Origin of the sequence: Octadecabacter temperatus, assembly GCF_001187845.1 — a bacterium.
GTDB classification, from domain to species: domain Bacteria; phylum Pseudomonadota; class Alphaproteobacteria; order Rhodobacterales; family Rhodobacteraceae; genus Octadecabacter; species Octadecabacter temperatus.
This window is the reverse complement of sequence record NZ_CP012160.1, coordinates 180,877-206,159: the sequence shown is the minus strand read 5'-3', so window position 1 is coordinate 206,159 and position 25,283 is coordinate 180,877. Positions and strand designations below refer to the sequence as shown.

General features: G+C 54.5%; 31 protein-coding genes. 9 read left to right on the top strand and 22 right to left on the bottom strand.

Annotated features, from left to right (window positions below):
• Positions 1-4: 4 nt before the first annotated feature.
• From OSB_RS01120 to OSB_RS01110, 3 genes are read right to left on the bottom strand one after another with little or no spacing between them, the layout of a single operon-like run.
• Positions 5-415, bottom strand: a complete 411-nt coding sequence (locus OSB_RS01120) for an HPr kinase/phosphorylase (RefSeq protein WP_234967407.1) — start codon at positions 413-415, stop codon at positions 5-7.
• A gap of 39 nt (positions 416-454) precedes the next feature.
• Positions 455-2,194 carry a sensor N-terminal transmembrane domain-containing protein gene (locus OSB_RS01115; protein WP_049833247.1) on the bottom strand — a complete coding sequence of 580 codons (1,740 nt, stop codon included), beginning with the start codon at positions 2,192-2,194 and terminating at the stop codon, positions 455-457.
• A 24-nt stretch (positions 2,195-2,218) separates the two neighbouring features.
• Complete coding sequence (locus OSB_RS01110; protein WP_049833246.1) at positions 2,219-2,920, bottom strand: response regulator transcription factor; 702 nt, start codon at positions 2,918-2,920, stop codon at positions 2,219-2,221.
• Positions 2,921-3,240: 320 nt separating this feature from the next.
• Between OSB_RS01110 and OSB_RS01105 the strand changes: the two genes are divergently transcribed.
• On the top strand, positions 3,241-4,839 hold the full coding sequence (locus OSB_RS01105; RefSeq protein WP_049833245.1) for a phosphoenolpyruvate carboxykinase: 1,599 nt from the start codon (positions 3,241-3,243) through the stop codon (positions 4,837-4,839).
• A 9-nt stretch (positions 4,840-4,848) separates the two neighbouring features.
• Complete coding sequence (locus OSB_RS01100; RefSeq protein ID WP_049833244.1) at positions 4,849-5,400, top strand: DUF3859 domain-containing protein; 552 nt, start codon at positions 4,849-4,851, stop codon at positions 5,398-5,400.
• Here the strand turns inward: OSB_RS01100 and OSB_RS01095 are convergent.
• Positions 5,397-6,164 (bottom strand): sulfite exporter TauE/SafE family protein, encoded by a 768-nt coding sequence (locus OSB_RS01095; RefSeq protein WP_049833243.1) that lies wholly within the window; start codon positions 6,162-6,164, stop codon positions 5,397-5,399. The two genes, OSB_RS01100 and OSB_RS01095, sit on opposite strands and share 4 nt — an antisense overlap.
• 146 nt (positions 6,165-6,310) lie before the next feature.
• On the opposite strand from OSB_RS01095, the gene OSB_RS01090 reads away from it, so the two are divergent.
• Positions 6,311-7,981: an acyl-CoA dehydrogenase family protein gene (locus OSB_RS01090; protein ID WP_049833242.1), complete on the top strand. Its 1,671-nt coding sequence runs from the start codon at positions 6,311-6,313 to the stop codon at positions 7,979-7,981.
• 42 nt (positions 7,982-8,023) lie between these two features.
• Here the strand turns inward: OSB_RS01090 and OSB_RS01085 are convergent, their stop codons facing one another.
• Entirely contained in the window at positions 8,024-8,620 is a 597-nt protein-coding gene (locus OSB_RS01085) for a hypothetical protein (RefSeq protein WP_049833241.1), read from the bottom strand.
• Positions 8,621-8,716: 96 nt separating this feature from the next.
• Between OSB_RS01085 and OSB_RS01080 the strand changes: the two genes are divergently transcribed.
• Positions 8,717-9,109, top strand: coding sequence for an META domain-containing protein (locus tag OSB_RS01080; RefSeq protein WP_049833240.1), 393 nt, complete (start codon positions 8,717-8,719; stop codon positions 9,107-9,109).
• On the opposite strand, the gene recO is transcribed toward OSB_RS01080, so the two are convergent.
• The 14 genes from recO to folK form a co-directional block, all read right to left on the bottom strand.
• Entirely contained in the window at positions 9,106-9,834 is a 729-nt protein-coding gene (gene recO / locus OSB_RS01075) for a DNA repair protein RecO (protein WP_049833239.1), read from the bottom strand. The genes OSB_RS01080 and recO overlap by 4 nt on opposite strands.
• Positions 9,835-9,843: 9 nt before the next feature.
• Positions 9,844-10,176 carry a DUF1491 family protein gene (locus OSB_RS01070; protein WP_049833238.1) on the bottom strand — a complete coding sequence of 111 codons (333 nt, stop codon included), beginning with the start codon at positions 10,174-10,176 and terminating at the stop codon, positions 9,844-9,846.
• Positions 10,173-11,093 carry a GTPase Era gene (gene era / locus OSB_RS01065; protein WP_049833237.1) on the bottom strand — a complete coding sequence of 307 codons (921 nt, stop codon included), beginning with the start codon at positions 11,091-11,093 and terminating at the stop codon, positions 10,173-10,175. Before era ends, OSB_RS01070 begins: the two co-directional genes overlap by 4 nt.
• A complete protein-coding gene (gene rnc / locus OSB_RS01060; protein WP_049833236.1) occupies positions 11,090-11,779 on the bottom strand; it encodes a ribonuclease III in 690 nt (229 codons plus the stop codon). The genes era and rnc overlap by 4 nt, the downstream gene beginning before the upstream one ends.
• Positions 11,776-12,609 (bottom strand): signal peptidase I, encoded by an 834-nt coding sequence (lepB, locus tag OSB_RS01055; protein WP_200802544.1) that lies wholly within the window; start codon positions 12,607-12,609, stop codon positions 11,776-11,778. Before lepB ends, rnc begins: the two co-directional genes overlap by 4 nt.
• Before the next feature lie 49 nt (positions 12,610-12,658).
• Complete coding sequence (acpS, locus tag OSB_RS01050; protein ID WP_049833235.1) at positions 12,659-13,078, bottom strand: holo-ACP synthase; 420 nt, start codon at positions 13,076-13,078, stop codon at positions 12,659-12,661.
• Positions 13,075-13,698, bottom strand: coding sequence for a LysE family translocator (locus OSB_RS01045; RefSeq protein ID WP_049833234.1), 624 nt, complete (start codon positions 13,696-13,698; stop codon positions 13,075-13,077). The genes acpS and OSB_RS01045 overlap by 4 nt, the downstream gene beginning before the upstream one ends.
• Positions 13,691-14,146, bottom strand: a complete 456-nt coding sequence (locus OSB_RS01040; protein WP_049833233.1) for a hypothetical protein — start codon at positions 14,144-14,146, stop codon at positions 13,691-13,693. Before OSB_RS01040 ends, OSB_RS01045 begins: the two co-directional genes overlap by 8 nt.
• A gap of 39 nt (positions 14,147-14,185) precedes the next feature.
• On the bottom strand, positions 14,186-14,464 hold the full coding sequence (locus OSB_RS01035) for a Dabb family protein (RefSeq protein ID WP_234967408.1): 279 nt from the start codon (positions 14,462-14,464) through the stop codon (positions 14,186-14,188).
• Complete coding sequence (locus OSB_RS01030) at positions 14,461-15,204, bottom strand: pyridoxine 5'-phosphate synthase (RefSeq protein WP_049833232.1); 744 nt, start codon at positions 15,202-15,204, stop codon at positions 14,461-14,463. The genes OSB_RS01035 and OSB_RS01030 overlap by 4 nt, the downstream gene beginning before the upstream one ends.
• A gap of 38 nt (positions 15,205-15,242) precedes the next feature.
• Complete coding sequence (locus OSB_RS01025) at positions 15,243-15,899, bottom strand: DUF2062 domain-containing protein (protein WP_049833231.1); 657 nt, start codon at positions 15,897-15,899, stop codon at positions 15,243-15,245.
• Between the two features lie 24 nt (positions 15,900-15,923).
• Complete coding sequence (locus tag OSB_RS01020) at positions 15,924-18,062, bottom strand: RelA/SpoT family protein (RefSeq protein ID WP_049835994.1); 2,139 nt, start codon at positions 18,060-18,062, stop codon at positions 15,924-15,926.
• 50 nt (positions 18,063-18,112) lie between these two features.
• Positions 18,113-18,475: a DNA-directed RNA polymerase subunit omega gene (rpoZ, locus tag OSB_RS01015; protein WP_049833230.1), complete on the bottom strand. Its 363-nt coding sequence runs from the start codon at positions 18,473-18,475 to the stop codon at positions 18,113-18,115.
• Positions 18,476-18,559: 84 nt separating this feature from the next.
• Positions 18,560-19,105, bottom strand: coding sequence for a 2-amino-4-hydroxy-6-hydroxymethyldihydropteridine diphosphokinase (folK, locus tag OSB_RS01010; protein ID WP_049835993.1), 546 nt, complete (start codon positions 19,103-19,105; stop codon positions 18,560-18,562).
• 129 nt (positions 19,106-19,234) lie between these two features.
• Between folK and OSB_RS01005 the strand changes: the two genes are divergently transcribed.
• The 4 genes from OSB_RS01005 (at position 19,235) to rnhA (ending at position 21,949) form a co-directional block, all read left to right on the top strand.
• On the top strand, positions 19,235-19,810 hold the full coding sequence (locus OSB_RS01005; RefSeq protein WP_049833229.1) for a LabA-like NYN domain-containing protein: 576 nt from the start codon (positions 19,235-19,237) through the stop codon (positions 19,808-19,810).
• Positions 19,811-19,948: 138 nt separating this feature from the next.
• A complete protein-coding gene (gene ispH / locus OSB_RS01000; protein ID WP_049833228.1) occupies positions 19,949-20,914 on the top strand; it encodes a 4-hydroxy-3-methylbut-2-enyl diphosphate reductase in 966 nt (321 codons plus the stop codon).
• On the top strand, positions 20,911-21,507 hold the full coding sequence (locus tag OSB_RS00995) for a class I SAM-dependent DNA methyltransferase (protein WP_049833227.1): 597 nt from the start codon (positions 20,911-20,913) through the stop codon (positions 21,505-21,507). Before ispH ends, OSB_RS00995 begins: the two co-directional genes overlap by 4 nt.
• Positions 21,500-21,949 carry a ribonuclease HI gene (gene rnhA / locus OSB_RS00990; RefSeq protein ID WP_049833226.1) on the top strand — a complete coding sequence of 150 codons (450 nt, stop codon included), beginning with the start codon at positions 21,500-21,502 and terminating at the stop codon, positions 21,947-21,949. Before OSB_RS00995 ends, rnhA begins: the two co-directional genes overlap by 8 nt.
• Before the next feature lie 73 nt (positions 21,950-22,022).
• Here rnhA and fmt read toward each other — a convergent pair whose 3' ends face one another.
• From fmt to def (OSB_RS00975), 3 genes are read right to left on the bottom strand one after another with little or no spacing between them, the layout of a single operon-like run.
• Positions 22,023-22,928: a methionyl-tRNA formyltransferase gene (gene fmt / locus OSB_RS00985; protein WP_049833225.1), complete on the bottom strand. Its 906-nt coding sequence runs from the start codon at positions 22,926-22,928 to the stop codon at positions 22,023-22,025.
• A gap of 12 nt (positions 22,929-22,940) precedes the next feature.
• Positions 22,941-23,435 (bottom strand): peptide deformylase, encoded by a 495-nt coding sequence (gene def, locus OSB_RS00980; protein ID WP_049833224.1) that lies wholly within the window; start codon positions 23,433-23,435, stop codon positions 22,941-22,943.
• A 42-nt stretch (positions 23,436-23,477) separates the two neighbouring features.
• Positions 23,478-24,005, bottom strand: a complete 528-nt coding sequence (def, locus tag OSB_RS00975; protein ID WP_049833223.1) for a peptide deformylase — start codon at positions 24,003-24,005, stop codon at positions 23,478-23,480.
• 107 nt (positions 24,006-24,112) lie between these two features.
• Here def (OSB_RS00975) and OSB_RS00970 point away from each other — a divergent pair, with 107 nt between their 5' ends.
• Entirely contained in the window at positions 24,113-25,282 is a 1,170-nt protein-coding gene (locus tag OSB_RS00970; RefSeq protein WP_049833222.1) for a MalY/PatB family protein, read from the top strand.
• Position 25,283: the final 1 nt, after the last annotated feature.

Genomic DNA, 25,283 nt, shown 5'->3' with positions numbered 1-25,283 from the left:
CGGATTAGGTCGCTAGACCATGCACCATATAATGCGCGATGGCATGGGCAAAATGCTTGATCGCGGGGGTGTGAAGCAGCGCGACTTCATGGCCAAGCAGTATGACCGTCTTTGGATCGGGAATGCGATCCGCCTCGGGCATGCCTAGATCGACGATCAAGTGCAATGGTTTAGGCCCCGACGGAGCGGCGTTCATTATGCCAACACCACGGGCCTCAATCCGGCCAGATATGGCCGGAGGGCAGCTAGCGATTAGGCCTTGTTGGCTTGCACTCAGCCACGTGATGTCATCGGCTAAAAGCGTGGCGTTGAGCGACAAAAATTCCAGCGCGAGCGCGGACTTACCAGACCCAGACGGGCCGCAAATCGCGACGGCTTTGTTGTTAAAGACAACTGTGCTTGCATGGAGTTGCAACTGGCCATCCGACCCAGTCTTGGGCGACTCCGACAACATCTAAACGGGCAAGCCGACCACGAAGCGTGCGCCAAGCGGCTCTGATCCGATGTCAGCATCGGTCGGGCGAATATTTTCGGCCCAAATCACACCGCCATGCGCTTCAACGATTTGCTTGGAAATCGCAAGGCCAAGGCCAGAGTTGTCACCAAATTGCATTTCAGGGCGTTCCGAGTAGAAGCGTTGGAACACCTTTTGAAGCGCCCCGTCAGGGATACCCGGTCCAGTATCCTCGACAACAACAAGTACCCGATTTTCGCGTTTACGAACCCAAACACGGATCGCATCGCCGTCTTCACAAAACGAGATCGCGTTAGAGATAAGATTGACGAAGACCTGCGCCAAACGCCCCTCTAGGCCCATGATCTGTATCGGGGTCTTGGGGAGATCGGATATAAAGTCGACCTTCTTCTCTTTGGCTTGATTGCCAAGGAACTCGGTCAAATGACTAAGTGTCTTGATCAGATCGAAGGACTCTTCTTCCTCTTTGACCAGTTCTGAATCCAAACGTGATGCATTCGAGATGTCGCTAACTAAACGATCCAATCGCTGCACGTCATGCTCGATGACTTCCAGCATTCGTTGGCGATGGTCTTCGCGTTTAACGTTGCGCAGCGTGCCGACGGCAGACCGCAATGATGCCAGAGGGTTCTTGATCTCGTGGGCCACATCTGCTGCGAATTGCTCATTACCCTCGATACGTTCGAACAGCGCAGACACCATACCGCGCATTGCACCAGACAAGCGGCCGATTTCATCGGGTCGCCCGGTCAGGTCAGGAATATGAATACTGTGGGGCGACATTTTGCGGGCGTTGCGATCACGACCCAACTCAACGGCTTTCGCAAGGTCTGATAGAGGGTGGGCGATAGTTGAGGCCAAGGCAAGGCTTAGAGCAATCGATACGAGCATGCCGATTACAAACATCTGTATCAGTTGCTCACGGTCACGGCTGACTAGATCGTCCAATTCACCGGGCGCCGAAACCAAGGCGATCACACCAACCGGAGAGCCACCTTGCTGCACCACAGGCGTGAGCACTTTGAAATAGGATCGCCCCCTTTGGTCGACTTGCGTTTCGATCCACGTACCGATCTCAAGGGTTTGAGGTACGGCATTTTGGAGTTCTTCAGTCAGATCCAGTTCGACTTCTTCGTTAGGGCGTCGTCCCAAGAGTTGCGACATTTTCGTGAGAAAGTTGCTCAAGGCGGAGGTAACAAAAATCCCACGGCTTTCGAGTTCAAGACCGGGAACTGGCGTATTACCTGGCGACGGATCTGACCATTGTTCAACGAGCGCACCACTACGGTCGAGCAGATAAACATCCACCCCACCGCGAAGGTCCAGATTCTGAAGCGTTATCCGGGCGTCAGCACCATCACCACTCATTAAGTTTACGGGCGCATTGACGGGAAGCTGCGCTTCAAACACATCGGCAATCAGCTCTACCTCGCTGACCAATGCGCTGCCGCGTTGAAACGCGAGATTGTCGCGTGCTGGATTTAAGTAAAGCACGCCCGCTACAAGCACGATCAAGCCAACCAAGTTGTACATGATGATTTTCCGCGCCAGCGGGGATTTGCGTAGATGAATAACGCCGCGACGTTTGCGTCGTTGGGTCATGAAGTCTTCGGTTCGCGGCGCAACGAAGTCATCACCCAAGACAACGCCACCCGTCCCGTGCGCGGCATCACGCACGGACTTTAGATCACGAACATCAATCTTGGGGGCAACCGTCATTTAGGTTTCACCTGTTGGCCGTCTTTACTCTTCGTTGTACCGGTACCCGATACCATAAAGTGTCTCGATTGCCGAAAACTCATCATCCGCAGTGCGCATCTTTTTGCGCAGACGTTTGATGTGGCTGTCAATTGTGCGGTCATCAACGTAGACCTGATCGTCATACGCGACGTCCATCAACTGATCGCGAGACTTCACAAAGCCAGGGCGCTGGGCCAATGCTTGCAAGAGCAAGAATTCGGTGACTGTCAGGGAAACATCGTTGCCCTTCCATTTCACAGCGTGGCGCAGTGGGTCCATCGTCAACTCACCGCGTTCGAGGGTTTTGTTGTCTTCTGTCTCTTCAATCTCTTCGCCGGAAATCGCATCCTGACGGCGCAACAGCGCACGGATACGTTCCACCAAGAGGCGCTGGCTGAATGGCTTCTTGATGTAGTCGTCCGCGCCCATGCGCAGTCCTAGGACTTCATCAATTTCATCATCTTTGGATGTCAGGAAAATAACTGGCATCGTTGTTTTCTGGCGAAGGCGCTGCAGCAAATCCATGCCGTCCATACGCGGCATCTTGATGTCCAGAACGGCAAGTTCCGGCATACGCTTATTGAACGCTTCCAGTGCCTGCTGGCCATCTGCATAAGTTTCCACGTCAAAGCCTTCGGCTTCGAGGGTGATCTGTACTGAAGTGAGAATATTTCGATCGTCATCGACAAGTGCGATTCGTGACATGTGACTGCCTCTCTAACTGCTCGTGTTTTTAATTGCCTGTTTTTTCTTAGTTTTGCCCCACTTAGCCCAAGCGAATCAATCCAAAACTGAAAAAGGCCGTCAAACTTCACCTCTTTGTACCCTTAAAAAGAGTAACCAATGACTAAAATGTCTCACTTATGGTGTTTGGAGCGCATCTCGGTCGGCGATGAACCGCGATGATGGCGCTAACGTTGATTTGGTTGCGCTAACTGTGACAAAGGCGCCTGTTCACGTGTGAAACCGTCATGTTAGGTCAGGATTGTAAGGCATTTTGCCCCAACAATCTTAGGAGAGAGACTATGGACCACGGCACGGTCAACCCATCCATGAAGCTGCCTGATCAAGGCATCAACGGGTTGGGTCAGGTCTATTATAACTACTCCGAAGACGACCTGATTGCCGAAGCGTTGAAGCGTGACGAAGGCCAGCTTGGTAAAGGCGGCGCGTTTCTCGTGACAACGGGGAAGTTCACGGGTCGTTCACCAAAGGACAAACACGTTGTTCGCAGCGCAACGACTGAACACACCATCTGGTGGGAAAACAACGCTGCGATGGAACCTGCTGCGTTTGACCAGCTTTATGACGACATGATCGCGCACATGGGTGGCAAAGACTACTTCGTGCAAGATTTGTTTGGTGGCGCTGACCCAGCGCACCGCTTGGACGTTCGCTTCGTCACTGAAATGGCGTGGCACGGTCTGTTCATCCGTCACTTGATGCGTCGCCCTGAGGCGTCCGAGCTTCCTGGCTTCACGCCGGATTGGACGGTCATCAACTGCCCAAGTTTCCTTGCGGACCCAGCACGTCACGGATGCCGTTCTGAAACGGTCATCACGATGAACTTCGACCGCAAAATAATCCTGATCGCAGGCACCGAGTACGCAGGCGAGAACAAGAAATCGATTTTCACGCTGCTGAACTACTTGCTGCCTGAAAAAGACATCATGCCGATGCACTGTTCGGCCAACCACGCCAAAGACAACCCTGTCGACAGCGCTGTGTTCTTTGGCCTGTCCGGCACCGGCAAAACAACACTGTCCGCTGACCCGAACCGCACATTGATCGGCGACGATGAGCATGGTTGGTCAGATCGCGGTATCTTCAACTTTGAGGGCGGCTGTTACGCTAAAACCATCGGTCTGAACCCTGAAGCCGAGCCTGAAATCTACGCGACAACTGAGATGAGCGGCACTGTGATCGAAAACATGGTGTTCGATCCAGAAACGCTGGAGCTCGACTTTGAAGACGACAGTCTGACAGCGAACATGCGTTGTGCATACCCGCTGAATTACATCTCCAACGCGTCTGAAACAGCGCTTGGTGGTCACCCTAAGAATATCATCATGCTGACGTGTGATGCCTTTGGTGTCCTTCCTCCGATTGCGCGTCTTAGCCCAGCGCAGGCAATGTACCACTTCCTGAGCGGTTTCACGTCCAAGGTTGCAGGTACTGAGCGCGGTGTTACCGAGCCTGAGCCGACGTTTTCAACCTGTTTCGGTGCGCCGTTCATGCCGCGCCGTCCTGAGGTCTACGGCAACTTGCTGCGCTCCAAGATAGCGACGCATGGCGCAACATGCTGGCTGGTGAATACCGGCTGGACGGGTGGTGCTTACGGCACGGGCAACCGTATGCCGATCAAAGCGACACGTGCTTTGCTGACGTCTGCGCTGAACGGGACTTTGGTCGAAGGCCAATTCCGCAAGGATGCGAACTTCGGTTTTGATGTGCCTGTGGCTTGCCTCGGTGTGGATGACGTTCTTCTGAACCCACGCGACACATGGGCGGATAGCGCTGCGTATGACGCACAGGCGTCAAAGCTTGTTGATATGTTTGCAGATAACTTTGAACAGTACCTTCCGTTCATTGATGAGGATGTCAAAGCTGCTGCAATCGGCTAATCTGACTGCATGAAAATGCAATCTACATTTATTGTAAGCGCCCTGAGCATTGCTTGGGGCGTTTGCGCATCCGCTGCTGAGGACGACTTCGTTTCTCCAATGCTTGGGCTTTTTGAAGCGGGGGTCCTGTGCGCTCAAGAGGGTGGAACCGTTCGGCTGGCGCCCGATACCCTGGCTGGAACCACATACGTCGTCGAAGATGCCCCACAATTTGTGAGCACTAACCGCCTTGTTCCGGGTGTATTGGGGATTGGGTTTGGTGTTCGCTCAGGTCTTGCTTCGGCCATTGGGCAGGACGGTGTTCTGATGACCGTCACACACCCCCCATTGGATGACAGCGGCACCACACAGCAAAGCTTTACGACTGTTGTTGGCTCTCGTGATGATCCAAATATCACGTTCTACCAGTTCGACTATCCCTATGAACTTGCTTTGGGCGAATGGACAATGACGGCCACATATGGCGCCGTTACGTTGTATGAGACGACGTTTACGGTCGTACCACCCAGCGCGCTTCCTGAACTGGCTGGCGTATGCGGTTATCTCGACTTGCTAAGTTAACCGAGTATCGCACGTCGCAACAAGTTTAGCCCTGCGATTGCAAGTACCACCAAGGTCACCGTGCGGAAGGTCTGTTGCGCGATCCGGTCCTGTAGTTTGAAGCCGAGCCATACGCCAAGCAACGCGCACGGCAGTATCGCCAATGTAAGCGGCAGGGTTTCTGCACGAAGCACCCCGGTTTGAATATGCGCACCTGCAAGCGCGATTGCCCCAAGGCCGTAGATCACGCCCTGAGCCCGTATTTGTTCCTGTTTATTGGTGTCGATCGCGGTCAAGTAGGCGACCGTCGGCGGTCCCCATACACCTGACAAACCACCCGTAAATCCAGCAAGCGCCCCTGCTGCCAATTCAACGCGTGTCGATTTTTTGAATGACTTAGGGCGTAACCCCAACAGCTGCGTTGCAGTGAAAACGGTCACCAAGATACCGATGAAACCGTAAAGGATCTGTGGTTCGAGCAGTCGCACAAATTGCGCGCTGGCGACCAAAAACACCAAGCCGCACAGCAAGAAAACTCTGAACTCACGAATGGTTTGCAGAGCGCTCTGCACGCCTTGGCGTAGGGACTGCCAGACGTTTGTTATGAGCGTTGGTAAGATCAATGCTGCCAGTGCAGTTTCAGGCGGCAAAACGAGCGTCATTCCCGAAATCAGAATCATCGGCATAGCAAAGCCAACGATACCCTTCACCAGCCCTGCACAAAGGGCTACGGACAGTACAAATACCAATGTACTAAGGCTTTCAAATCCAAAGAGTTGTTCCATACTCACCACATATACCTTGCTAAGAGGGCTCGCACGGGCAAAACGATCGAGTTCTTTTCGTTCGTAGGGTAAGTTTCTGGTGAATTATTATTGCGCTGCAACTGCGAAAACTATATTGCTGCATCTGCAAACTAAAGGAGTCGACCATGCCTCGTGACGACCAAGGCCAAAAGCTAATCCTCGCTGACCTGCTTTCAGCAACTGCAGAGACAATCGCGCCATTGCGGGCATTGCTCGAAACCGCGAAGGACTGTGTTCGTGAAAAGGTGATGGTTGATGGCCGCGCATCTGGTGCATTGGTCGAGGCCGAGCAAACCGCCGCCCACGGGTTGGCATGGCTTGCGACCTATGTCGAAGCTCTGGCGCAAATGCAAACTTGGGCGGAAAAGCTGCAGGCCGACGGCAAGTTTGGCGAAGTTGACCAGCTGATCCACCAGATCGCGTTCGGGGAATACCTCTGGCAGATTTACGGCGGCATCCCGATGAACCAAGGTGAGATTTTGCGCCTGCAAGACATCGGCCTGACGCAAGATCAGATGCGTGAGATGATGGTCCCTGCGGTTCAAACCCTGACACAAGGCGGCAACACACAAGCTGCGCGTTTGCGTCTTGTTGCGTTGATGCAAGAACGTAGCGCTGAGGTGTCTGTCGGCACGACTGGCCTTGATGAAGAGCTTGAAATGATCCGCGACCAGTTCCGCCGCTATGCGATTGAGAAGGTCGAGCCGTTTGCCCACGAATGGCACCTAAAGGACGAACTGATCCCAATGGAGGTGATCGACGAGTTGGCCGAAATGGGTGTGTTCGGTCTGACGATCCCTGAAGAGTACGGTGGCTTTGGTCTTTCGAAGGCATCCATGTGCGTGGTCTCCGAAGAACTGTCGCGCGGCTATATCGGTGTTGGCTCGCTTGGGACACGTTCTGAGATTGCAGCGGAACTGATCATCGCGGGCGGCACCGAAGAGCAGAAACAAAAGTGGCTTCCTGCTTTGGCGAGTGCTGAAAAGTTGCCAACAGCCGTGTTCACAGAACCGAATACTGGCTCTGACCTTGGTAGCCTGCGCACCCGCGCTGTTAAGGATGGTGACGACTACACCGTCACCGGCAACAAGACATGGATCACCCATGCAAGCCGCACCCATGTGATGACATTACTGGCCCGCACGGACCCTGACACGTCGAACTACAAAGGCCTGTCAATGTTCTTGGCCGAAAAGACACCAGGCGACGATGCCAACCCGTTCCCGACCGAGGGAATGACAGGTGGCGAGATTGAAGTTCTCGGATACCGTGGCATGAAGGAATACGAACTGGCGTTTGATGGTTTCAAGGTAAAGGGTGAAAACCTGCTTGGCGGCGAAGAGGGCAAAGGTTTCAAACAACTGATGGAGACATTTGAGTCTGCACGCATCCAAACCGCCGCGCGCGCAATTGGTGTTGCCTGCTCAGCGCTGGACGTTGGCATGCAATACGCCCAAGATCGCAAACAGTTCGGCAAGTCGTTGATCGAATTTCCACGTGTAGCCAACAAGCTGGCGATGATGGCGGTTGAGATCATGGTTGCCCGTCAGCTGACGTATTTCAGTGCCTTTGAGAAAGATGAAGGCCGTCGTTGTGACGTTGAGGCGGGCATGGCGAAGCTGCTTGGTGCACGTGTCGCATGGGCCGCTGCGGACAACGCATTGCAGATCCACGGCGGCAATGGATTTGCGCTCGAATACAAAGTCAGCCGTATCCTGTGTGACGCGCGTATCTTGAACATCTTTGAAGGTGCTGGCGAAATTCAAGCGCAGGTTATTGCGCGACGCATTCTGTAAAGTAGTGGGGCCGAGCGGCGTGATCGCTCGGCCCCAACCGTCCTATTTGAACGGGATCAAAACGCATGGCATGTCACGTAAGTTCGGGAGGTCATCGACCCTGTATCCCGTGCAGTCGCTTAAGGCTGCCTCTGACGCTTCGCGCGGCGAGCCGTAGTTCCACACCACCGAATAAGCACCGTCTTCGCTGATCGCCATTGCGCGGTAATTGCCCCAATCTGGGTTCGGGTTATTGAAGTGATTTGCCGCTTCAGGTGAGAGAGCGACTTGACCTTGCGCAAGTGGAACGTACCCATTTGGCAGCAACTCAGCGTAGATCATGCAGACTGGCCCTTGTTTCAAGCACTCCTGAATGGCGACCTCTCGCGCAGCCTCAATCGAGTTGGAGCCCGTCACATAGCCATAGCCAAAATCTTTGGTAATCGCGAATGCGCCAAAAAATGTGTCCTCGACGAGAAAGCCGTCTTCAAACGCCTGAATAGTCCCGTCTGGAAGGGTCAAACCGGATAGCTGGTTTAGAACGGCATCTGGTGGATAGGTGATAACCTGCTGAACTGGTTCAGTAAATTCCACCAGCGTAACAGTCGGGCCAGCAACAGGCAGAGAAAGGGACAGGCTTAATGCAAATTCAACGATCATAAGGTTCTCCAAATATAGGTGTAGAAAACCACGTCCGGATGCATCCGTAAAGTTTCTCCCCTTTTTACGGGCAATGTGAGGAATTATATACAGGGCATGTTTAGATTTTTCGCCGCCTTGCTGCCCGTTTTCTTTGTCTCCGCCTGTTTCCCAGATGAGAGCATTTCAGGATTTGTCGAGCCAACCGCCGAATACCATTTGGTCGAAATTGATGGTGTTCCCTTCAACGCGATCGCGACGATTAGCTTTCCCGAAGCAGGAAAGGTCGAAGGGCAAGCGCCATGCAATCGGTACTTTGCAGAACAGACAGCACCCTACCCTTGGTTTGGGTTAGACGGCATAGGTGCGACACGCATGGCATGTGAAAACCTTTCCGCAGAAACTGTCTTCTTCGCAGCACTTGAAGAAATGATGTTGGCTGAAGCGTCCGGTGACACGTTAATCTTATCCAACACTGATGGCCGCGAAATGGTATTCGTGGCGCGTTAAGCGAGGCGTTTCATCGTGTCAATTAGGCGCTGACGTGCTTCTGGGATTTGACGGTCCCCCAGTGATCTGGCGAGGTGGTTGTTCAGGAAATGCCCCGTGGTGCGCAACGCCCTGACAATCTCGCCGATGTCGGCGTCGCCTTTACCCAACAACACATGCGGAAGCGGCAAAAGTCTGTCCGCCCAATCCCCTGCCGCCAAACGCGACACCGCGCGCCCCGTGCGCGGTGAGACGTAAAACAAGTCATCGTTCAGGCCGGACACCGCGCAGGCGGATAGGTCCATGCCGAACCCCATTTCTTCAAGCAGGGCGACTTCCCATTGCAGGTAAGCAAGCGGCCAAACGTCGTTCTGACCGAGCAGATCAAGTAATGCAATTGTGCGAGCGTAAAGCGGTGCGTGCTTTTCGCGATCCGGCAAGACGAACGACAGTATTCCCGTCACAGCATTCAACCCTGCCAGCGCGAGGCGATCTTGCATCACCTGCGCAGCGCGGCTGCGTACGGGTTCTACGGTGAAGCTGCCCAAGTGGTCCTCAAGCCGCGCCTTCCATGACACGGAAAGCTGCGCACCGGGTTGCAGCATGGGTGCGATCTTACGGCTGGTGCCACCGCGAACAATGCCCGCCGTGAGCCCACGATCAGGTGTGAACACCTCAATAATTGCGGAGTTTTCGCCGTGTTTGCGGACCTTCAACAAAGCCCCTTCATCGCGCCATTCAATCATGGCGCCACCCTATGCCAAGGACGGATCATCAAGCAAATGGCGGCCCTGTTTGTCCTCAACCTCAAGCACCCAAAGATCAGGATCAAAGCTGGCCTGCTTGTTGAGCGAGGCATCGACGTCTTCTTCAGCACCTTCGGCCAGAACCACCCATTCACGCTCACCTGACATCAGATCAAACTGGCGTTGAAACGCTTTTGCTTGGCCGTCCAATGTATTGAGTTTGACCAGAACCGATCCAGCCGTTGCGTCGCCCTTTCGGGTCACAAACACAGGAATTTCAACAAGCCGCAATCGCGTCAGATAGGCGGAGACCCAAACATCTGATGTAAGGCGTGCGCTCATTCGTTTCCGTCTTTGAAGTTCAGGCCCATTTCCGAATACCGCTCGGAGTCTTCAAGCCAGTTGGGGCGTACTTTGACCTGAATGAACAGGTGCACTTTGCGGCCCAGGAATTCGACGAGTTCTTCGCGGGCGGCTTTGCCAACGGCCTTGATGGTCTCACCACGGCTACCCAGAACGATACCTTTGTGGCCATCGCGCATGACGTAAACCAACTGATCGACTTTACAGGATCCGTCTTTGCGTTCTTCCCAATTCTCAGTCTCAACAGTCAACTGATAGGGGAGTTCTTGGTGCAAACGCAGTGTCAATTTTTCGCGGGTAATTTCCGCAGCGATCATGCGCATCGGTAGGTCGGCGATCTGGTCTTCGGGGTAAAGCCAAGGTTCAACAGGCATCAGCCCTGCAAGCCATTCGCGCAAGGCCTTGGTGCCGTGGCCCTTTTCTGCGGAAATCATGAACGTTTCCGCAAAATCAAAACGGTCGTTCAACTCTTTTGCCAGCCCCAACAGAACCTCGGATTCAACGCGGTCGATCTTGTTGATTGCAAGCGCGACAGTGCGCCCTTTGCCGACGTCGTTCAGACGTTCCAAAATCGCCTCGACACCCTTGGTGATACCACGGTGCGCTTCGATCATCAGCACAACAACGTCAGCGTCAGAAACACCGCTCCACGCGGCAGCGACCATTGCGCGGTCAAGGCGGCGCTTGGGTGAAAACAGTCCCGGTGTGTCCACGAACACGATCTGGCTATCGCCCTCAATCGCGACGCCGCGAATACGGGCGCGGGTCGTTTGCACCTTATGGGTCACGATAGACACCTTCGCGCCGACCATTCTGTTCAGTAACGTTGATTTACCCGCGTTAGGTTCACCAATGAGGGCGACAAAACCGGCGCGTTGTTGGGTTGCTTCGCTCACTTGGATTCTCCTTGCACGCGGTCCAATAGGGCTTTGGCTGCGGCTTGTTCTGCTTGGCGTTTGCTGGGTGCTTGGGCTTGTTCGGTTGCGCCTGATTGCAGGCGGGCTTCGATGGTAAATATCGGAGCGTGGTCTGGGCCGCTGCGGGCGATTTCAACATAGGATGGGGGCGCTTCGCCCTGCCCTTGTGCGAACTCTTGCAGCGCGGTTTTCGCGTCACGCGCGTCTTTTTCAACGTTGTGAATGCGGTCACCCCACATCGCGACAACACGATCACGGGCAACCTCAAAACCAGCATCAACATAGATAGCGGCAATCACGGCTTCCATCGCATCCGCCAACAGCGCCTCTTTGCGGCGGCCACCCGTCAGCATTTCGGAACGACCAAGCTTCAGCACAGCGCCAAGGTCAATCTGGCGGGCAACATCAGCGCAGGTTTCTTTTCGCACAAGCGCGTTGAAACGCGGCGCGAGAAGACCTTCAGCCGCATTCACATCAGCATTCAATAAAGCCTCGGACATGACCAAGCCAAGAACGCGGTCCCCAAGGAATTCGAGGCGCTGGTTGTCGTCACGATGGGGTGACGACATGGACGAATGGGTCACGGCGCGGATCAAGTAGTCAGGCGTGGCAAAGACGTGGCCGAGCCTGTCTTGAAATTCGCGAAGTGGACCGGACAGTTTCACTCGACCGCCTTGAAGTAGCGATCAGAACGCCACGTCCAGAACGCCAATAGCGAACGGCCAGACGAGGAGAACATGATGCGATCAGCACGGCCGACGATGTCTTCATATGGAACGAAGCCGACGCCACGCGAAATTTGTGGGACACGACTGTCAGACGAGTTATCGCGGTTGTCACCCATGAAGAAATACTGGCCTTCTGGGACGGTAAAAATACCAGTGTTGTCGAGGTCGCGATCACCGATGTTCAGCACTGTGTACTGCGTCCCTTCGGGGAGCGTTTCGGTAAAGCGTTGTTTCAGACATTCTGCACCAAGGCCGACAGCACCATTGGCACAGCGCGGCAAGTTCCCAGCGCTGCCTTGGTGTTCCATCGTTTCAGTAAACAGGCCAGCCTCTGTTTGTGGAATTTCAGTACCGTTGAGGATGATCACACCCTCCTGCACCTGAATCGTATCGCCTGGCAGGCCGATGACACGTTTGATAAAGTCGCGACCCGTTACAGGGTGGCGGAACACGACGACATCGCCGCGCTCGGGCTCTGATCCCATCAGCCGGTCATTACCGCCTTTGAACACGCCACAGAAATCTTCAGCGTCCACATCGATGCCAAAACGCGGGATGATGATCGACGGGCAAGACGCGTAGGAATAGCCGTAGGCCATCTTGTTCACGAAGAGGAAATCGCCGATCAGCAACGTTTCTTTCATCGAACCTGATGGAATCCAAAATGGTTGAAACAGGAACGTACGGAAGACGCCTGCGATAAGCAGTGCGTAAACTACTGTTTTTACTGTTTCTTTAATGGATGCCCACACAGCGGAACCTAACATTTTTGCGTCATTGAAAGTGGGGGTTATGTGAGGGTCCGCGCCGCGTTAGTCAACCCGCAGTATCCTTGTTTGTAAGGGGTCTGGCCTCAATCACGACGAAGGCCTGCGCCCAAGGGTGATCGTCGGTCAGGGTTACGTGGATAATCGCCTCGTGGCCCTCCGGCGTCATCGTCTCAAGCCGTTCTTTTGCCCATCCGGTCACCGCCATCACTGGCTGGCCCGTGCGCAGGTTCGTAACGGCCATGTCTTTCCATAAGATGCCCATTCGAAGCCCCGTGCCCAGTGCCTTGGAACACGCCTCTTTGGCGGCCCAGCGCTTGGCATAGGTGCCTGCAATGTCTTTGCGGTTTTCGGCTTTGCGCTGCTCGATGTCCGTGAACACACGATTGCGAAAACGGTCACCGAAACGGTCAAGCGTCCCTTGTATACGTTCGATATTCGCGAGGTCAGTGCCGATGCCTAGGATCATGGAGTGAGCTTTGTTGTAAGGAGTTTCAGCGATGCCGCACCGAATAGCACACCAAAGGTAAGGTCGAACACCCGTTTAAGTCGCGCGTATCCGGCGGCGATTGGTGCTGACGAAAACAGGACAGCGTAGCCAAGAAAAACAAAGGCTGACGTTGAAATGAGCGCGCCGAAAAGCAGGACAACTGAGCTGGGCTGTGCGTCAGACGGCAAAGCGATTGCGTAGATCGCGCCCCACCCCAAGACTGCCTTTGGATTCGTTAGGTGCAACGCGAGCCCTTTACCGAATGCGCCAATGCGTGTTGCCTTTTGCGGCTTCAATGCTTGGCCCTGCCACGCGGAACGCAGCGATTTCAGAGCAAGGTACAAAAGATAGATCGCGCCAGCGTATCGCACCAAATTGAACAACCAAGCGTTGGACATCATGATTGCGGAAAACCCGAGTGCCGCGGCGATCCCCCAAATTGCGGACCCAAGCACAACGCCCGATGCCAATCTCAGCCCCATGCCACGCCCGTGCGCCATTGAGGTGCCTGATATCGTGAGTGTCGCTGGGCCGGGGCTGCCGCCGCCGATTGCCCAGCCGAGCAAGAGAAATGGCAACGGAAAGAGAAGATCACTCATTCCCGAGTTCCTGTGTAACGGCCACTTTGCCAGTAGATTGGTTTATTGAAATCTGCAGCAAAGCCGAGTTCTGAAAGCTCTGCTCGGGCAGATAAATGATCGCCGGAATTTGCAAAGTAAGGCCAGCTGCGGGATCATAACTTGCCTCCAACTCATTGAAAAACATGCCCGCATAACCCAGTTCGTCGTCTAGGCCGACTGTTGTGCAAACCCTTCCTGCCATCTCATCTACAGGAGGGTGCAGAACCAACAGATAGTATGACGCTGCGGCAGGTTCGATTACGTCCAGCAATGCAACGCGAACAGCGCCGTTTGCAAACGTTGCAATGTTGTCCTCCCACGGCTCAACAATACTGTCGGCCCGCGCCTGCCAATCACAGGGAAATGCAGTTTGCGCGGCGACTGGGGAGGCCAAAAGCATGGCGGAAATCATGAAAACTAGGCGCATTAGGGTTCTCCGGCAGTCTCAATATCATAGACCTTGATTCTATCCACCCCGCCACACAAGGCCACAAGCCGCCCCCCCAAGCGCCTGATGGCGTGGGTCATCTGCATATGACGCAAGCGCTGCGCGATCTACGTAGGTTCCGTGAAAGCCGTAATTCACCTCAGGCGAGCTGTCTTCAACATCAATGTTGGGCCCGTGGTCAAACGCAACGAACCCGTCGATCTTTCCGATCAATTCTTGCAACCCGACCATTATGTCCGCCAGTTCTGCGCGATCCGCATCATCAGGCAACGACAGATAGACCGCATGCAAGATCATGCTTCACGCGCCTCATCCATCAGGCGGCGCATTTCGGCCATAGCGGGCTGTAGTCCTCGGAAAATGGATTCACCAATCAGGAAATGCCCAATGTTGAGCTCCATGACTTCGGGAAATGCGGCGACGGGTTTGACGGTGTCATAAGTCAGCCCGTGACCTGCATGAACCTCAAGTCCGAGCGAATGCGCGAGCGCGGCCATGTCGCGCATCTTTTCGAGTTCGATATCACGGGTTTTAAAGTCGCCCTCGGCGTGTGCATCGCAATATGCTCCGGTGTGAAGCTCAATGACTTGCGCGCCAATACGGTGCGCGGCTTCGATTTGGCGTTGGTCCGCGGCGATAAAGATCGAAACACGGCAGCCAGCATCACGTAGTGGTGCGATGAAGTGGGCGAGTTGGTTTTCTTCGCGTGCGACTTCTAGGCCGCCCTCAGTCGTGCGTTCCTCACGCTTTTCAGGGACGATGCAAACAGCATGGGGCTTATGACGCAACGCGATCTTTTGCATCTCGTCCGTTGCCGCCATTTCAAAGTTAAGCGGAACTGTCAGTGCCTCCATCAGCGCATCAATATCTGCGTCCCCGATATGGCGGCGGTCTTCGCGTAGGTGCGCGGTAATTCCGTCAGCACCGGCATCCTCGGCCAGCTTCGCGGCACGCACTGGATCGGGCGTATCGCCACCGCGCGCGTTGCGCACTGTCGCGACGTGGTCGATGTTCACACCTAAACGCAATTTGGACATAAAAAACCCCTTCTACTGGCCTCACTCTAGCGGTGGAATTATTCGCCGTCAGCCGGATTCTTTAGCTGGCTAAGTTTTGCCCGCAAAGCCTTACGACGGCTGTTCTGATAGGCGCGGATCAAAGGCACGCAAAGGTAGTAAGCGATTGTCGCCGCGATAATTCCGGGAAGGATTCCGCCAACCAAATAGGGGTAAAAAACCTCTGTGCCAAAATCCGACAGGCCACGCCAGTCCGCTTTTTGGCCAGTGAACATCGCTTTGAAATTTTGCCAAAGATCGCGGCCTGCGCGGTTGAACTTACAACCAATTCCGCAAAAATCTTTGCCCCCGGGGGAATTTAGCAACGTGCGATCAAGCCGTGTCCCAAGCAACCAATGCCCCGTCGTGAGAGACGCGTAAGCAATAGGGATATAGGTCAGGGGGTTCCCAAAGAACGTCGCCATAAGTGACGCGAGGATATTCCCCCGCATGATCATCGCGATAAGCGCGGCGATAAAAAAGTGAAGGCCGTAAAATGGGCAGAAAGTCGTAAAGACACCGGCCCAAATACCACGCGCGATCTTTTCGGGCGTATCCGGCAAGCGGCGCACGCGGTGTTTGACGTATTGCGCAGCACGTCCCCAGCCGCCACGCGGCCAGAAAAACTCGTACACCACGCGCCAGAGAGGGCGTCTGTCTCTGCGTCTAAAGACCACCTGATCCCCTTTGGCTTTCGCCAGTTATCGTTGTCGTTGTACCTGCCCTGCTCGGTCAGGGTCGCGATGCCGCGCAATTTCGGCAACGTTCGTATCAGCCTCAAGCGCGGTCATAACTATGTGCATATGTTCTACATCGCGCAGGTCAACCTCGATCAGCAACCTGAAATAATCTGGTTTGCGATCGATGAACACCAGATCAGATATGTTTGCATCATTTTCACCAATAAGCGTGCAGATTCTCCCTAGAACGCCTGCATCATTGGTGATGGTCATTTCCAACGTAATTGTGTTGGTCGCCGAATGCGTACCTTCTTGCCAGTGCAGATCGATCCAGCGCTCTGGCTGGTCTTCAAAATCGGCGAGAACCTCGCAGTCGATCGCATGGACAACGACGCCTTGACCACGGGACGTAATACCAACAATGCGTTCCCCCGGAATAGGCTGACAGCACTGCGCAAGACGCCGCGTTTGCCCTGCTTCAAGCCCGATGACGGCGCGGCGCGATTCAATCTCGACACCGTCAGAAATTGCGAGTTCAGGGTAGATTGCGGACACAACCGCACGGGACGTGATCTCGGCGGATCCGACAAGATCGAGCAGATCATCGACAGACAATATGCCAAGCGCCTTTGCGGCGGTTTTCAGGGCTTTGTCGGTGGCTTTCTTTTGGACGTTTTCAAACCCGACCCGCACCAGCTCTCGGCCCAGTTGGATAAAGCGCGCGCGGTCTTCTTCACGTAGCGCACGGCGAATTGCCGTTTTGGCGCGGCCAGTGACCGCAATATCGATCCAAGTCGCCTGTGGCGTTTGCCCGTCCGCGGTAATGACCTCAACCGATTGACCGTTTTTCACTCGGGTCCAAAGTGGAACGCGCAACCCGTCAATTTTAGCGCCAACGCAGGCGTGCCCAATCCGTGTATGGATGGCGTAGGCAAAGTCGATTGGCGTCGCACCGCGCGGCAGTTTGATAACGTCGCCCTTGGGCGTAAAGCAGAACACTTGGTCCTGATACATTTCCAACTTAACCAGATCGAGGAATTCAGAGTGATCGTGATCCTCATCAAGGCGCTCGGTCAGTTGCGCGATCCAACGGGCAGGATCAACCGCGAACCGGTTCTCAACGCGCTCACCCTCACGGTATGACCAGTGTGCAGCCACGCCTGCTTCAGCGACTTCATGCATTTCAACAGTGCGAATTTGAACTTCGACCCGTTTGCCGTCACGACCTGAAACGGTGGTGTGAATAGAACGGTAGCCGTTAGATTTAGGTTGACTGATGTAGTCTTTGAAACGACCCGGTACCGCGCGCCAACGTTGGTGAATGGCACCCAATGCGGCGTAACACTCGGCTTCGGAATGCGTGATGACACGGAAACCATAAATGTCGGAAAGACGGGAAAACCCCTGCTCTTTTTCCTGCATCTTGCGCCAGATCGAATAGGGCTTTTTGGCACGCCCATAGATATCGGCGCTGATGCCCGCCTTATCCAGCTCGAATTCCATATCCGTCTGGATTTTTTCGACAACGTCGCCAGTTTCCCGCTGCAATGTGATAAAACGGCGGATGATCGAATTGCGCCCTTCAGGATTCAGAACGCGAAACGCGAGATCTTCAAGTTCTTCGCGCATCCACTGCATACCCATACGGCCCGCGAGCGGCGCATAGATATCCATGGTTTCACGGGCCTTCTGCGCCTGCTTGTCGTCGCGCATGGACTTGATCGTGCGCATGTTATGCAGACGGTCTGCGAGTTTGACTAGCGTCACCCGCAAATCACGTGACGTCGCCATGAACAGCTTGCGGAAATTTTCCGCCTGCTTGGTTTCATGGGAACTTACCTGAAGGTTCGTGAGCTTGGTAACACCGTCCACAAGGTCAGCGATCTCACGCCCGAAACGTTCCTCGACAACAGCGAACGTCGCGCCAGTGTCTTCGATCGTGTCATGCAAGAGCGCTGTGATGATCGTCGCATCATCCATCTGCTGTTCAGCAAGAATGCAGGCAACGGCAATGGGGTGGGTGAAATATGCTTCACCGGAATGGCGAAACTGGCCCTCATGGGACTCGGCCCCAAATACAAAAGCATCGGCAATAAGCGCTGCGTTCGTTTTGGGGTTGTAGGCGCGGACCCTCGCGATCAGATCGTCAGAAGTAATGATCAGATCATTAGAAGTGACCATTTTGGTCCGCCGCCTTATTCATGCACGGGTTATTTTTGACCCTGAGCTTCCATCAATGCGCGAAGAAGTTTTTCTTCGGACAGATCGTCTTCTGCAGGCTTGTCAGCCTCAGGAGATCCACCACCCATAAGAAGCGCCATGCTGTCTTCTTCTGGCTCATCGACTTCGATCTGTGTCTGGTTCGCTTCGATCATGCGCTCACGCAGATCATCTGCTGTCTGTGTTTCTTCAGCGATTTCACGCAGGGAAACGACAGGGTTTTTGTCGTTATCACGGCTGACGGTCAAAGCACCACCAGCGGAAATTTCACGCGCACGGTGCGCCGCGAGCATTACCAGCTCAAAGCGGTTCGGAACCTTGTCAACGCAGTCTTCAACGGTCACGCGGGCCATAGGGCACTCCAATCAGTCGGAAAATAGGTGTTCAGAAACGGCTATCTAGTCGCTTGACAGCTATATGACAACCCGATTCCCGCCTTAAAGCGCTAGGATTTCATCACGTTCGGAGGCGGGCAGCTGGTCGAGCATCTCTGTCGTGGTTTGGCCAAGCACTGGATGGTGCCAATCTGGCGCGACATCGGCCATCGGCACAAGGACGAAAGCGCGGTCCTGAACACGTGGATGTGGTAAGATCAAATTGTCTGGCGTTTGCACCTTTTGCTCTTCAATTGGCAGGCGTCGCCAATGGTTGAACCCCTCCAAATCAGGCAACACAAGGTCGCCCGCGGCAATTAGATCCAAATCAAGGGTTCGCTCCCCCCAACGGGCCAAGCGTTCACGACCAAAGTCCGTTTCTATCGAAAGTAGCAAGGAAAGCACCTTATTAGCGGGCTTTTCCGTTCGAAAAGAGCAAGCGGCATTGATGAAATCTGGCCCTGCCCCAACAGGAAAAGCAGGGGTTTGATACAGCTTGCTTGCACGCAGTTCGTCAAAGACACGACCAAGAGCCTCGATCGCAGCAAGTACCGTCGAACGGGAATCTCCCGCATGCGATGGCGCATTCGAACCAACCGCAATTACCATTTTTTTGCCGACATTTAGCGGTAACACTTGCGACACGTCACAATTCCCTTACATTTGAACCAGCTTTGCCGGAACAAAACCACTCACATAGTTCCCACCGGTCCGGCGGATTTGAAAGGACTAATTGTCATGTTTTATCGTGACGAGCGCCTTGCGCTCTTCATTGATGGATCGAATTTGTATGCGGCAGCGAAATCATTGGGTTTCGATATCGACTACAAATTGCTTCGTCAGGAATTCATGCGTCGTGGCAAAATGCTGCGCGCATTTTATTACACCGCCCTCCTCGAGAACGATGAGTACTCTCCGATTCGCCCACTGGTGGATTGGCTGAATTACAACGGGTTCACGATGGTGACCAAGCCCGCCAAGGAATTCACGGATTCCATGGGGCGTCGCAAAATCAAAGGCAACATGGACATTGAATTAGCTGTGGATGCGATGGAACTTGCGCCGCATGTAGATCACATCGTGATCTTTTCCGGCGACGGTGACTTCCGCCCGTTGATTGAGTCCCTGCAGCGCAGTGGTGTGCGGGTTTCGGTTGTTTCAACAATCCGTAGCCAACCGCCAATGATTGCGGATGAATTGCGTCGACAGTGCGATAACTTCATCGAATTAGATGAGTTGCGCGATGTCATCGGCCGCCCAACCAGAGAGCCCAGAGAAGAACCTGTGCCCGAAGCGGCAGTCGAAGAAGAGTAATGATTGAGGGCGTCCTTCGGGGCGCCCTTTTTCGTTAACGCGCTCCGAATCCCGTGACGAAGTGCTTAACCGCTGCATGGACGCTCTACATAAAATTCAGTAGGACAGGTCAAAGCCCTTCAAAGCGAGCAATACGCCATGACCAAAGCCCCTCTTACGCTATATCTTGCCGCACCACGCGGGTTTTGCGCGGGTGTGGATCGTGCGATCAAGATTGTCGAACTCGCTCTCGAAAAATGGGGCGCGCCCGTCTACGTGCGCCATGAAATCGTGCACAATAAATTCGTTGTGGATGACCTGAAAGGAAAGGGCGCGGTTTTCGTTGAGGAGCTTGAAGATTGTCCTGATGATCGCCCCGTGATCTTCAGCGCGCACGGTGTTCCGAAATCTGTACCCGCCGCCGCAAGCGCGCGTGAAATGGTTTATGTCGATGCGACCTGCCCACTCGTTTCCAAGGTCCATATCGAAGCCCAGCGTCATGCAGACAACGGGTTACAAATGATCATGATTGGGCATGCAGGCCACCCTGAAACAGTCGGCACGATGGGGCAATTGCCCGATGGTGAAGTGTTGCTTGTTGAAACCGTTGAAGACGTTGCAGGTGTTGACGTTCGCGACCCCGAACAGCTGGCATTCGTGACGCAAACAACGCTGTCCGTAGATGACACAGCTGACATCGTTGAAGCCCTGAACACGCGGTTCCCAGCGATCGTCGGGCCGCACAAAGAAGACATTTGCTACGCGACAACCAACCGCCAAGAAGCCGTTAAGGCAATGGCGCCAATGGCGGATGCGATGCTGGTTGTTGGTGCGCCAAATTCATCCAACTCACAACGCTTGGTCGAGGTCGGCCGCAAAGCGGGTTGCGATTATTCGCAATTGGTTATGCGCGGCAAGGACATTGATTGGCGCGCGTTGGATGGCATCAAAAGCATCGGCATCACGGCGGGTGCATCCGCGCCTGAGGTTTTGATCAACGAAGTGATCGATGCATTCAAAGCGCGGTACGATGTGACCGTTGAACAGGTCGAGACCGCCGTTGAGAACGTTGAATTCAAAGTACCGCGCGTTCTGCGTGAGCCAACAACCAAACGCGCCACATGACAGATCCTAAGACCATCGCGTTTTATGACGGCGCTGCGGACCAGTACGACAACTGCTTTGACAGCGGAGCTGCGAGCACGGCGTTAAAGGACTTTATGGCGCTGCTCCCAGACGGTGGAGCCGTGCTGGACCTTGGGTGCGGGCCTGCGCGAGCATCGGTTCAAATGCGAAAGGTCGGCTTAAAGCCCGACCCTGTGGACGCGTCGCAAGGGATGATTGATTTGGCTAATGAAACCCATGACATCGGCGCGCGCCTTTTGACGTTTGATGAAATTGATATGGTCGATGCCTATGATGGCGTTTGGGCGAATTTCTCATTGCTGCACGCCCCCAAGCCGGACCTGCCGAAACATTTTGCAGCGATCGCAACTGCGCTTCGCACCGGCGGGGTTTTCCACATTGGGATGAAAACCGGTACCGGTGAGAAACGCGATCATATTGAGCGTTTGTATACGTTTGTGACGGTCGAAGAATTGCACGGCTTAATGAAAGATGCAGGCTTTGAAATTATCTTCTTTGAAGAAGGCAGCGACGTTGGCTTTGCTGGAACAAACGATCCGTTCGTTAACATGAGAGCGCGTAAAATTGCCTGATCTATACGCTTACACAGATGGTGCCTGCAGCGGTAACCCCGGCCCTGGTGGATGGGGTGCGGTTCTGATCGCACGCGAGGGTGATGCCGTTGTCAAAGAACGTGAGTTGAAGGGTGGCGAAGCGCATACGACCAACAATCGTATGGAGCTTTTGGCGGCCATCAATGCGCTTGAGACCCTGTCGACCGCCAGCACGCTGACCGTTGTGACCGACAGCTCCTACGTCAAAGACGGGATCACCAAGTGGATTTACGGCTGGAAGGCAAAGGGCTGGAAAAAGAAGGGTGGCGAGATCAAAAACATTGATCTCTGGCAACGTCTGGACGAAGCGCGATTGCGTCATGATGTGACGTGGGAGTGGGTTAAAGGGCACGCTGGGCACCCTGAAAATGAAAGGGCGGATGAGTTGGCCCGCGCGGGAATGGCTCCGTTCAAAGGCTAGCGGATTGCGTTTGCAGCGACCGGGGGCGCACCTTCGGTGCGCAAGAAAGAGAGTATTTAGGAGCCAAAGAAGATCAGATCAGGCGCGACGGTGGCGTCCAGCCTTGGAGCACATCGCCTGCTGAGGCCGCCTTTTTACCGGCTCTTTGGAGCGTGAGGATTTGAACTGCGCCGTCGGATGTTCCGATATGGAGACCACCGTTTGTGCTGACTTCACCGATTGCGAGGGGCACGGATGACGGGCCGGCGTGGAGGAACTTAATGCGCTCACCGTCTGCTTCTGACCATGCACCTGGGAACGGGGACAGCCCGTTGATTTGTCGGGTGATTTGCAATGACGTTTCGGTCCAATCAACACGTGCTTCGGCTTTGTCGATTTTTGCGGCATAGGTGACGCCATCTTCCGGCTGGGTTTCTGGAGTTAGGCTGCTCAGCATGTTCAGTGCGTCCACAATTGCCGATGCGCCCAGCCCGCTTAAGCGGTCGTGAAGCGCGCCTGTCGTTTCGGTTTCGCCGATGTCGGCCTCGCGGCGCAATAGAACGGCGCCGGCATCAAGGCCCGCTTCCATTTGCATGATGCACACGCCGGTTTTCGCGTCACCGGCCATGATTGCACGGTGAATTGGGGCTGCCCCACGCCAGCGTGGAAGCAAAGATGCGTGGATGTTTAGGCAGCCATTCGTAGGTGCGTCCAAAATGGCCTGAGGCAGGATCAAACCATAAGCGACCACGACGGCGATGTCGGCGTTAAGTGCCGTGAAGTCGGCCAGAGCGTCATCGGTTCTGAGGGACACAGGGTGGCGCACCTGAAGGCCAAGTGCTTCGGCACGAGACTGCACCGAGCTTGGGCGATCTTTCTTACCACGACCCGCGGGGCGGGGCGGTTGCGAATAGACGGCACAAACTACATGGCCAGCCTCAACTAATGCATCCAAAATCGGCACCGAAAAATCAGGTGTTCCCATGAAAACAATCCGCATGTGGTCCCTTCTCTAGCGCAGCTTCTGCGCCTTTTTGATAAGCATATCGCGTTTGGTGCGGCTCAGGTTGTCAAAGTACATCTTTCCGTTCAGATGGTCGATCTGATGCTGCACGCTGGTCGCCCAAAGGCCCACAAAGTCTTGGCTTTCATCGACACCATCTTCATTCATAAAGCGCACCGTCACGGCGCGTGGACGTTCAAAAGACGCAGCCACGCCAGGCAAGTTCGGGGATGCTTCCTCATGGAGGCGCATCTCGGCGCTTGAATGCAGAACCGTCGGGTTGGCCATGCGCACGGCTTGGCCGCGTTTGTCGGATGCATCGACGATTGCAAGGCGCAGCGACACGCCGAGTTGAGGCGCTGCAAGGCCCACACCCGGCATAGCGTTCATCGCTTCGATCATTTCATCCCACAGGGCGCGGATGTCGTCGGTAATTTCAGGGACTTCGGCGGCAGCAGTACGCAGGACCTTGGCGGGCCACGGGATGAACGGTCTGTGGGACATGTGCGGCCTTTGGTTTATTGAATTGCGGATCGACTGCGGATGCTACGCGTTGCCTCTGGCGATTTCGCGTTTCAGTTTTTGCATTTTGCGGGTGATCATCTGGCGCTTTAGCGGCTTGAGGTAATCGATGAAAAGCTTGCCATTAAGGTGGTCAATTTCGTGCTGCACGCAGGTTGCCCATAGCCCGTTAAAGTCTTGTTGAACGGTTTTGCCATCGAGATCTGTCCATTCGACTTTGACAGATGCTGGGCGTTCCACCTCGGCGTATTGATCAGGAATGGACAGGCAACCTTCGTCGTAGACGTTGGTTTCCTCTGATGAGGACAGCACGCGTGGGTTGATCAACACCATTGGTTCAGGTGTCGCCATTTCGTCCTTTACGCAATCCATCACGAGCATCCGGTGCAAGATACCAATCTGCGGCGCGGCGAGGCCGATACCAGGCGCATCATACATGGTTTCAAGCATGTCGTCAGCCAATGCACGCACGCCTTTGTCAACGTCTGCAACAGGATCAGCCGTGGATTTCAGGCGCGGGTCGGGGTGGATCAGGATCGGGCGTAATGTCATGGCGTCCATGTAAGACGAACAAGGGTCGCTTGCAATATGGCGCAACCCTGCAGAAGGGCTTGCGTCCGCCAACCATAGAGATAGCTTGCTAAAAAAGGAGTACCTTCATGAGTTTTGACACCCCCATCAACCGTCGCGGCACCCATAGCGTGAAATGGGACATGATGGAGCAGATTTACGGTGTGGATGCCGAGAGCGGCATTGCGATGTGGGTTGCTGATATGGAATTCCAGCCGCCTGCTTGTGTGCAGAACGCAGTGCAAGCGATGCATGATCACGGGGTGTATGGATATTACGGTGATGAGGCGTCTTATCTCGCATCGATCCAATGGTGGATGGACACACGGCACGGCTGGAAGATTGATCCGTCTTGGATTTTCACGACTCATGGTCTCGTGAATGGTACAGGGATGTGTGTGGATGCGTTTACCGCGCCCGGCGATGGGGTTGTGTTGTTCACACCGGTTTATCATGCCTTTGCGAAAGTGATTAATGCCGCAGGGCGCGAAGTTGTTGAATGCCTTTTGACCAACGATAATGGTCGTTACGAGTTCGACTTTGACGCCTATGACGCACAGATGACCGGCAATGAGCGCATGGTCATTCTGTGTTCGCCTCACAACCCTGGTGGTCGGGTTTGGACCCGTGGCGAATTGCAGGCGGTTGCCGCATTCGCAAAACGCCACAGTCTGATTCTGGTGTCGGATGAGATCCACCATGACCTCACCTTCCCCGGTCACAAGCATATCCCAATGGCCCATATTGAGGGGATCGAAGACCGCCTAATCACGATGACGGCAACCACAAAGACCTTCAACATTGCAGGATCACACAGCGGCAACGTCATCATCGAAGATCCAGACCTGCGCGGCGCATTTGGAGCGCGTATGGCCGCGCTGGGCATGTCACCCAACAGTTTTGGTCTGTTTATGGCTGAGGCCGCCTATTCGCCTGAAGGGGCCGCTTGGGTCGATGAGCTGAGCGCCTATTTGGATGAAAATCGCAAACTGTTTGATGCTGGGGTGAATGCAATTCCGGGGCTAGCGTCTATGCCGCTTGAAGCCACGTACCTCGCATGGGTCGATTTCAGTGGGACAGGCATGTCACGGGAAGAGTTTACAGATCGTGTTCAATCGGATGCAAAGATTGCCGTGAACCATGGGCCGACGTTTGGTACCGGTGGCGATAACTTCTTGCGATTCAACATCGCAGCGCCGCGCGCACAGGTTCAAGAAGCCGTTGACCGGCTTGCCAAAGCATTCTGCGACTTACAGTAGT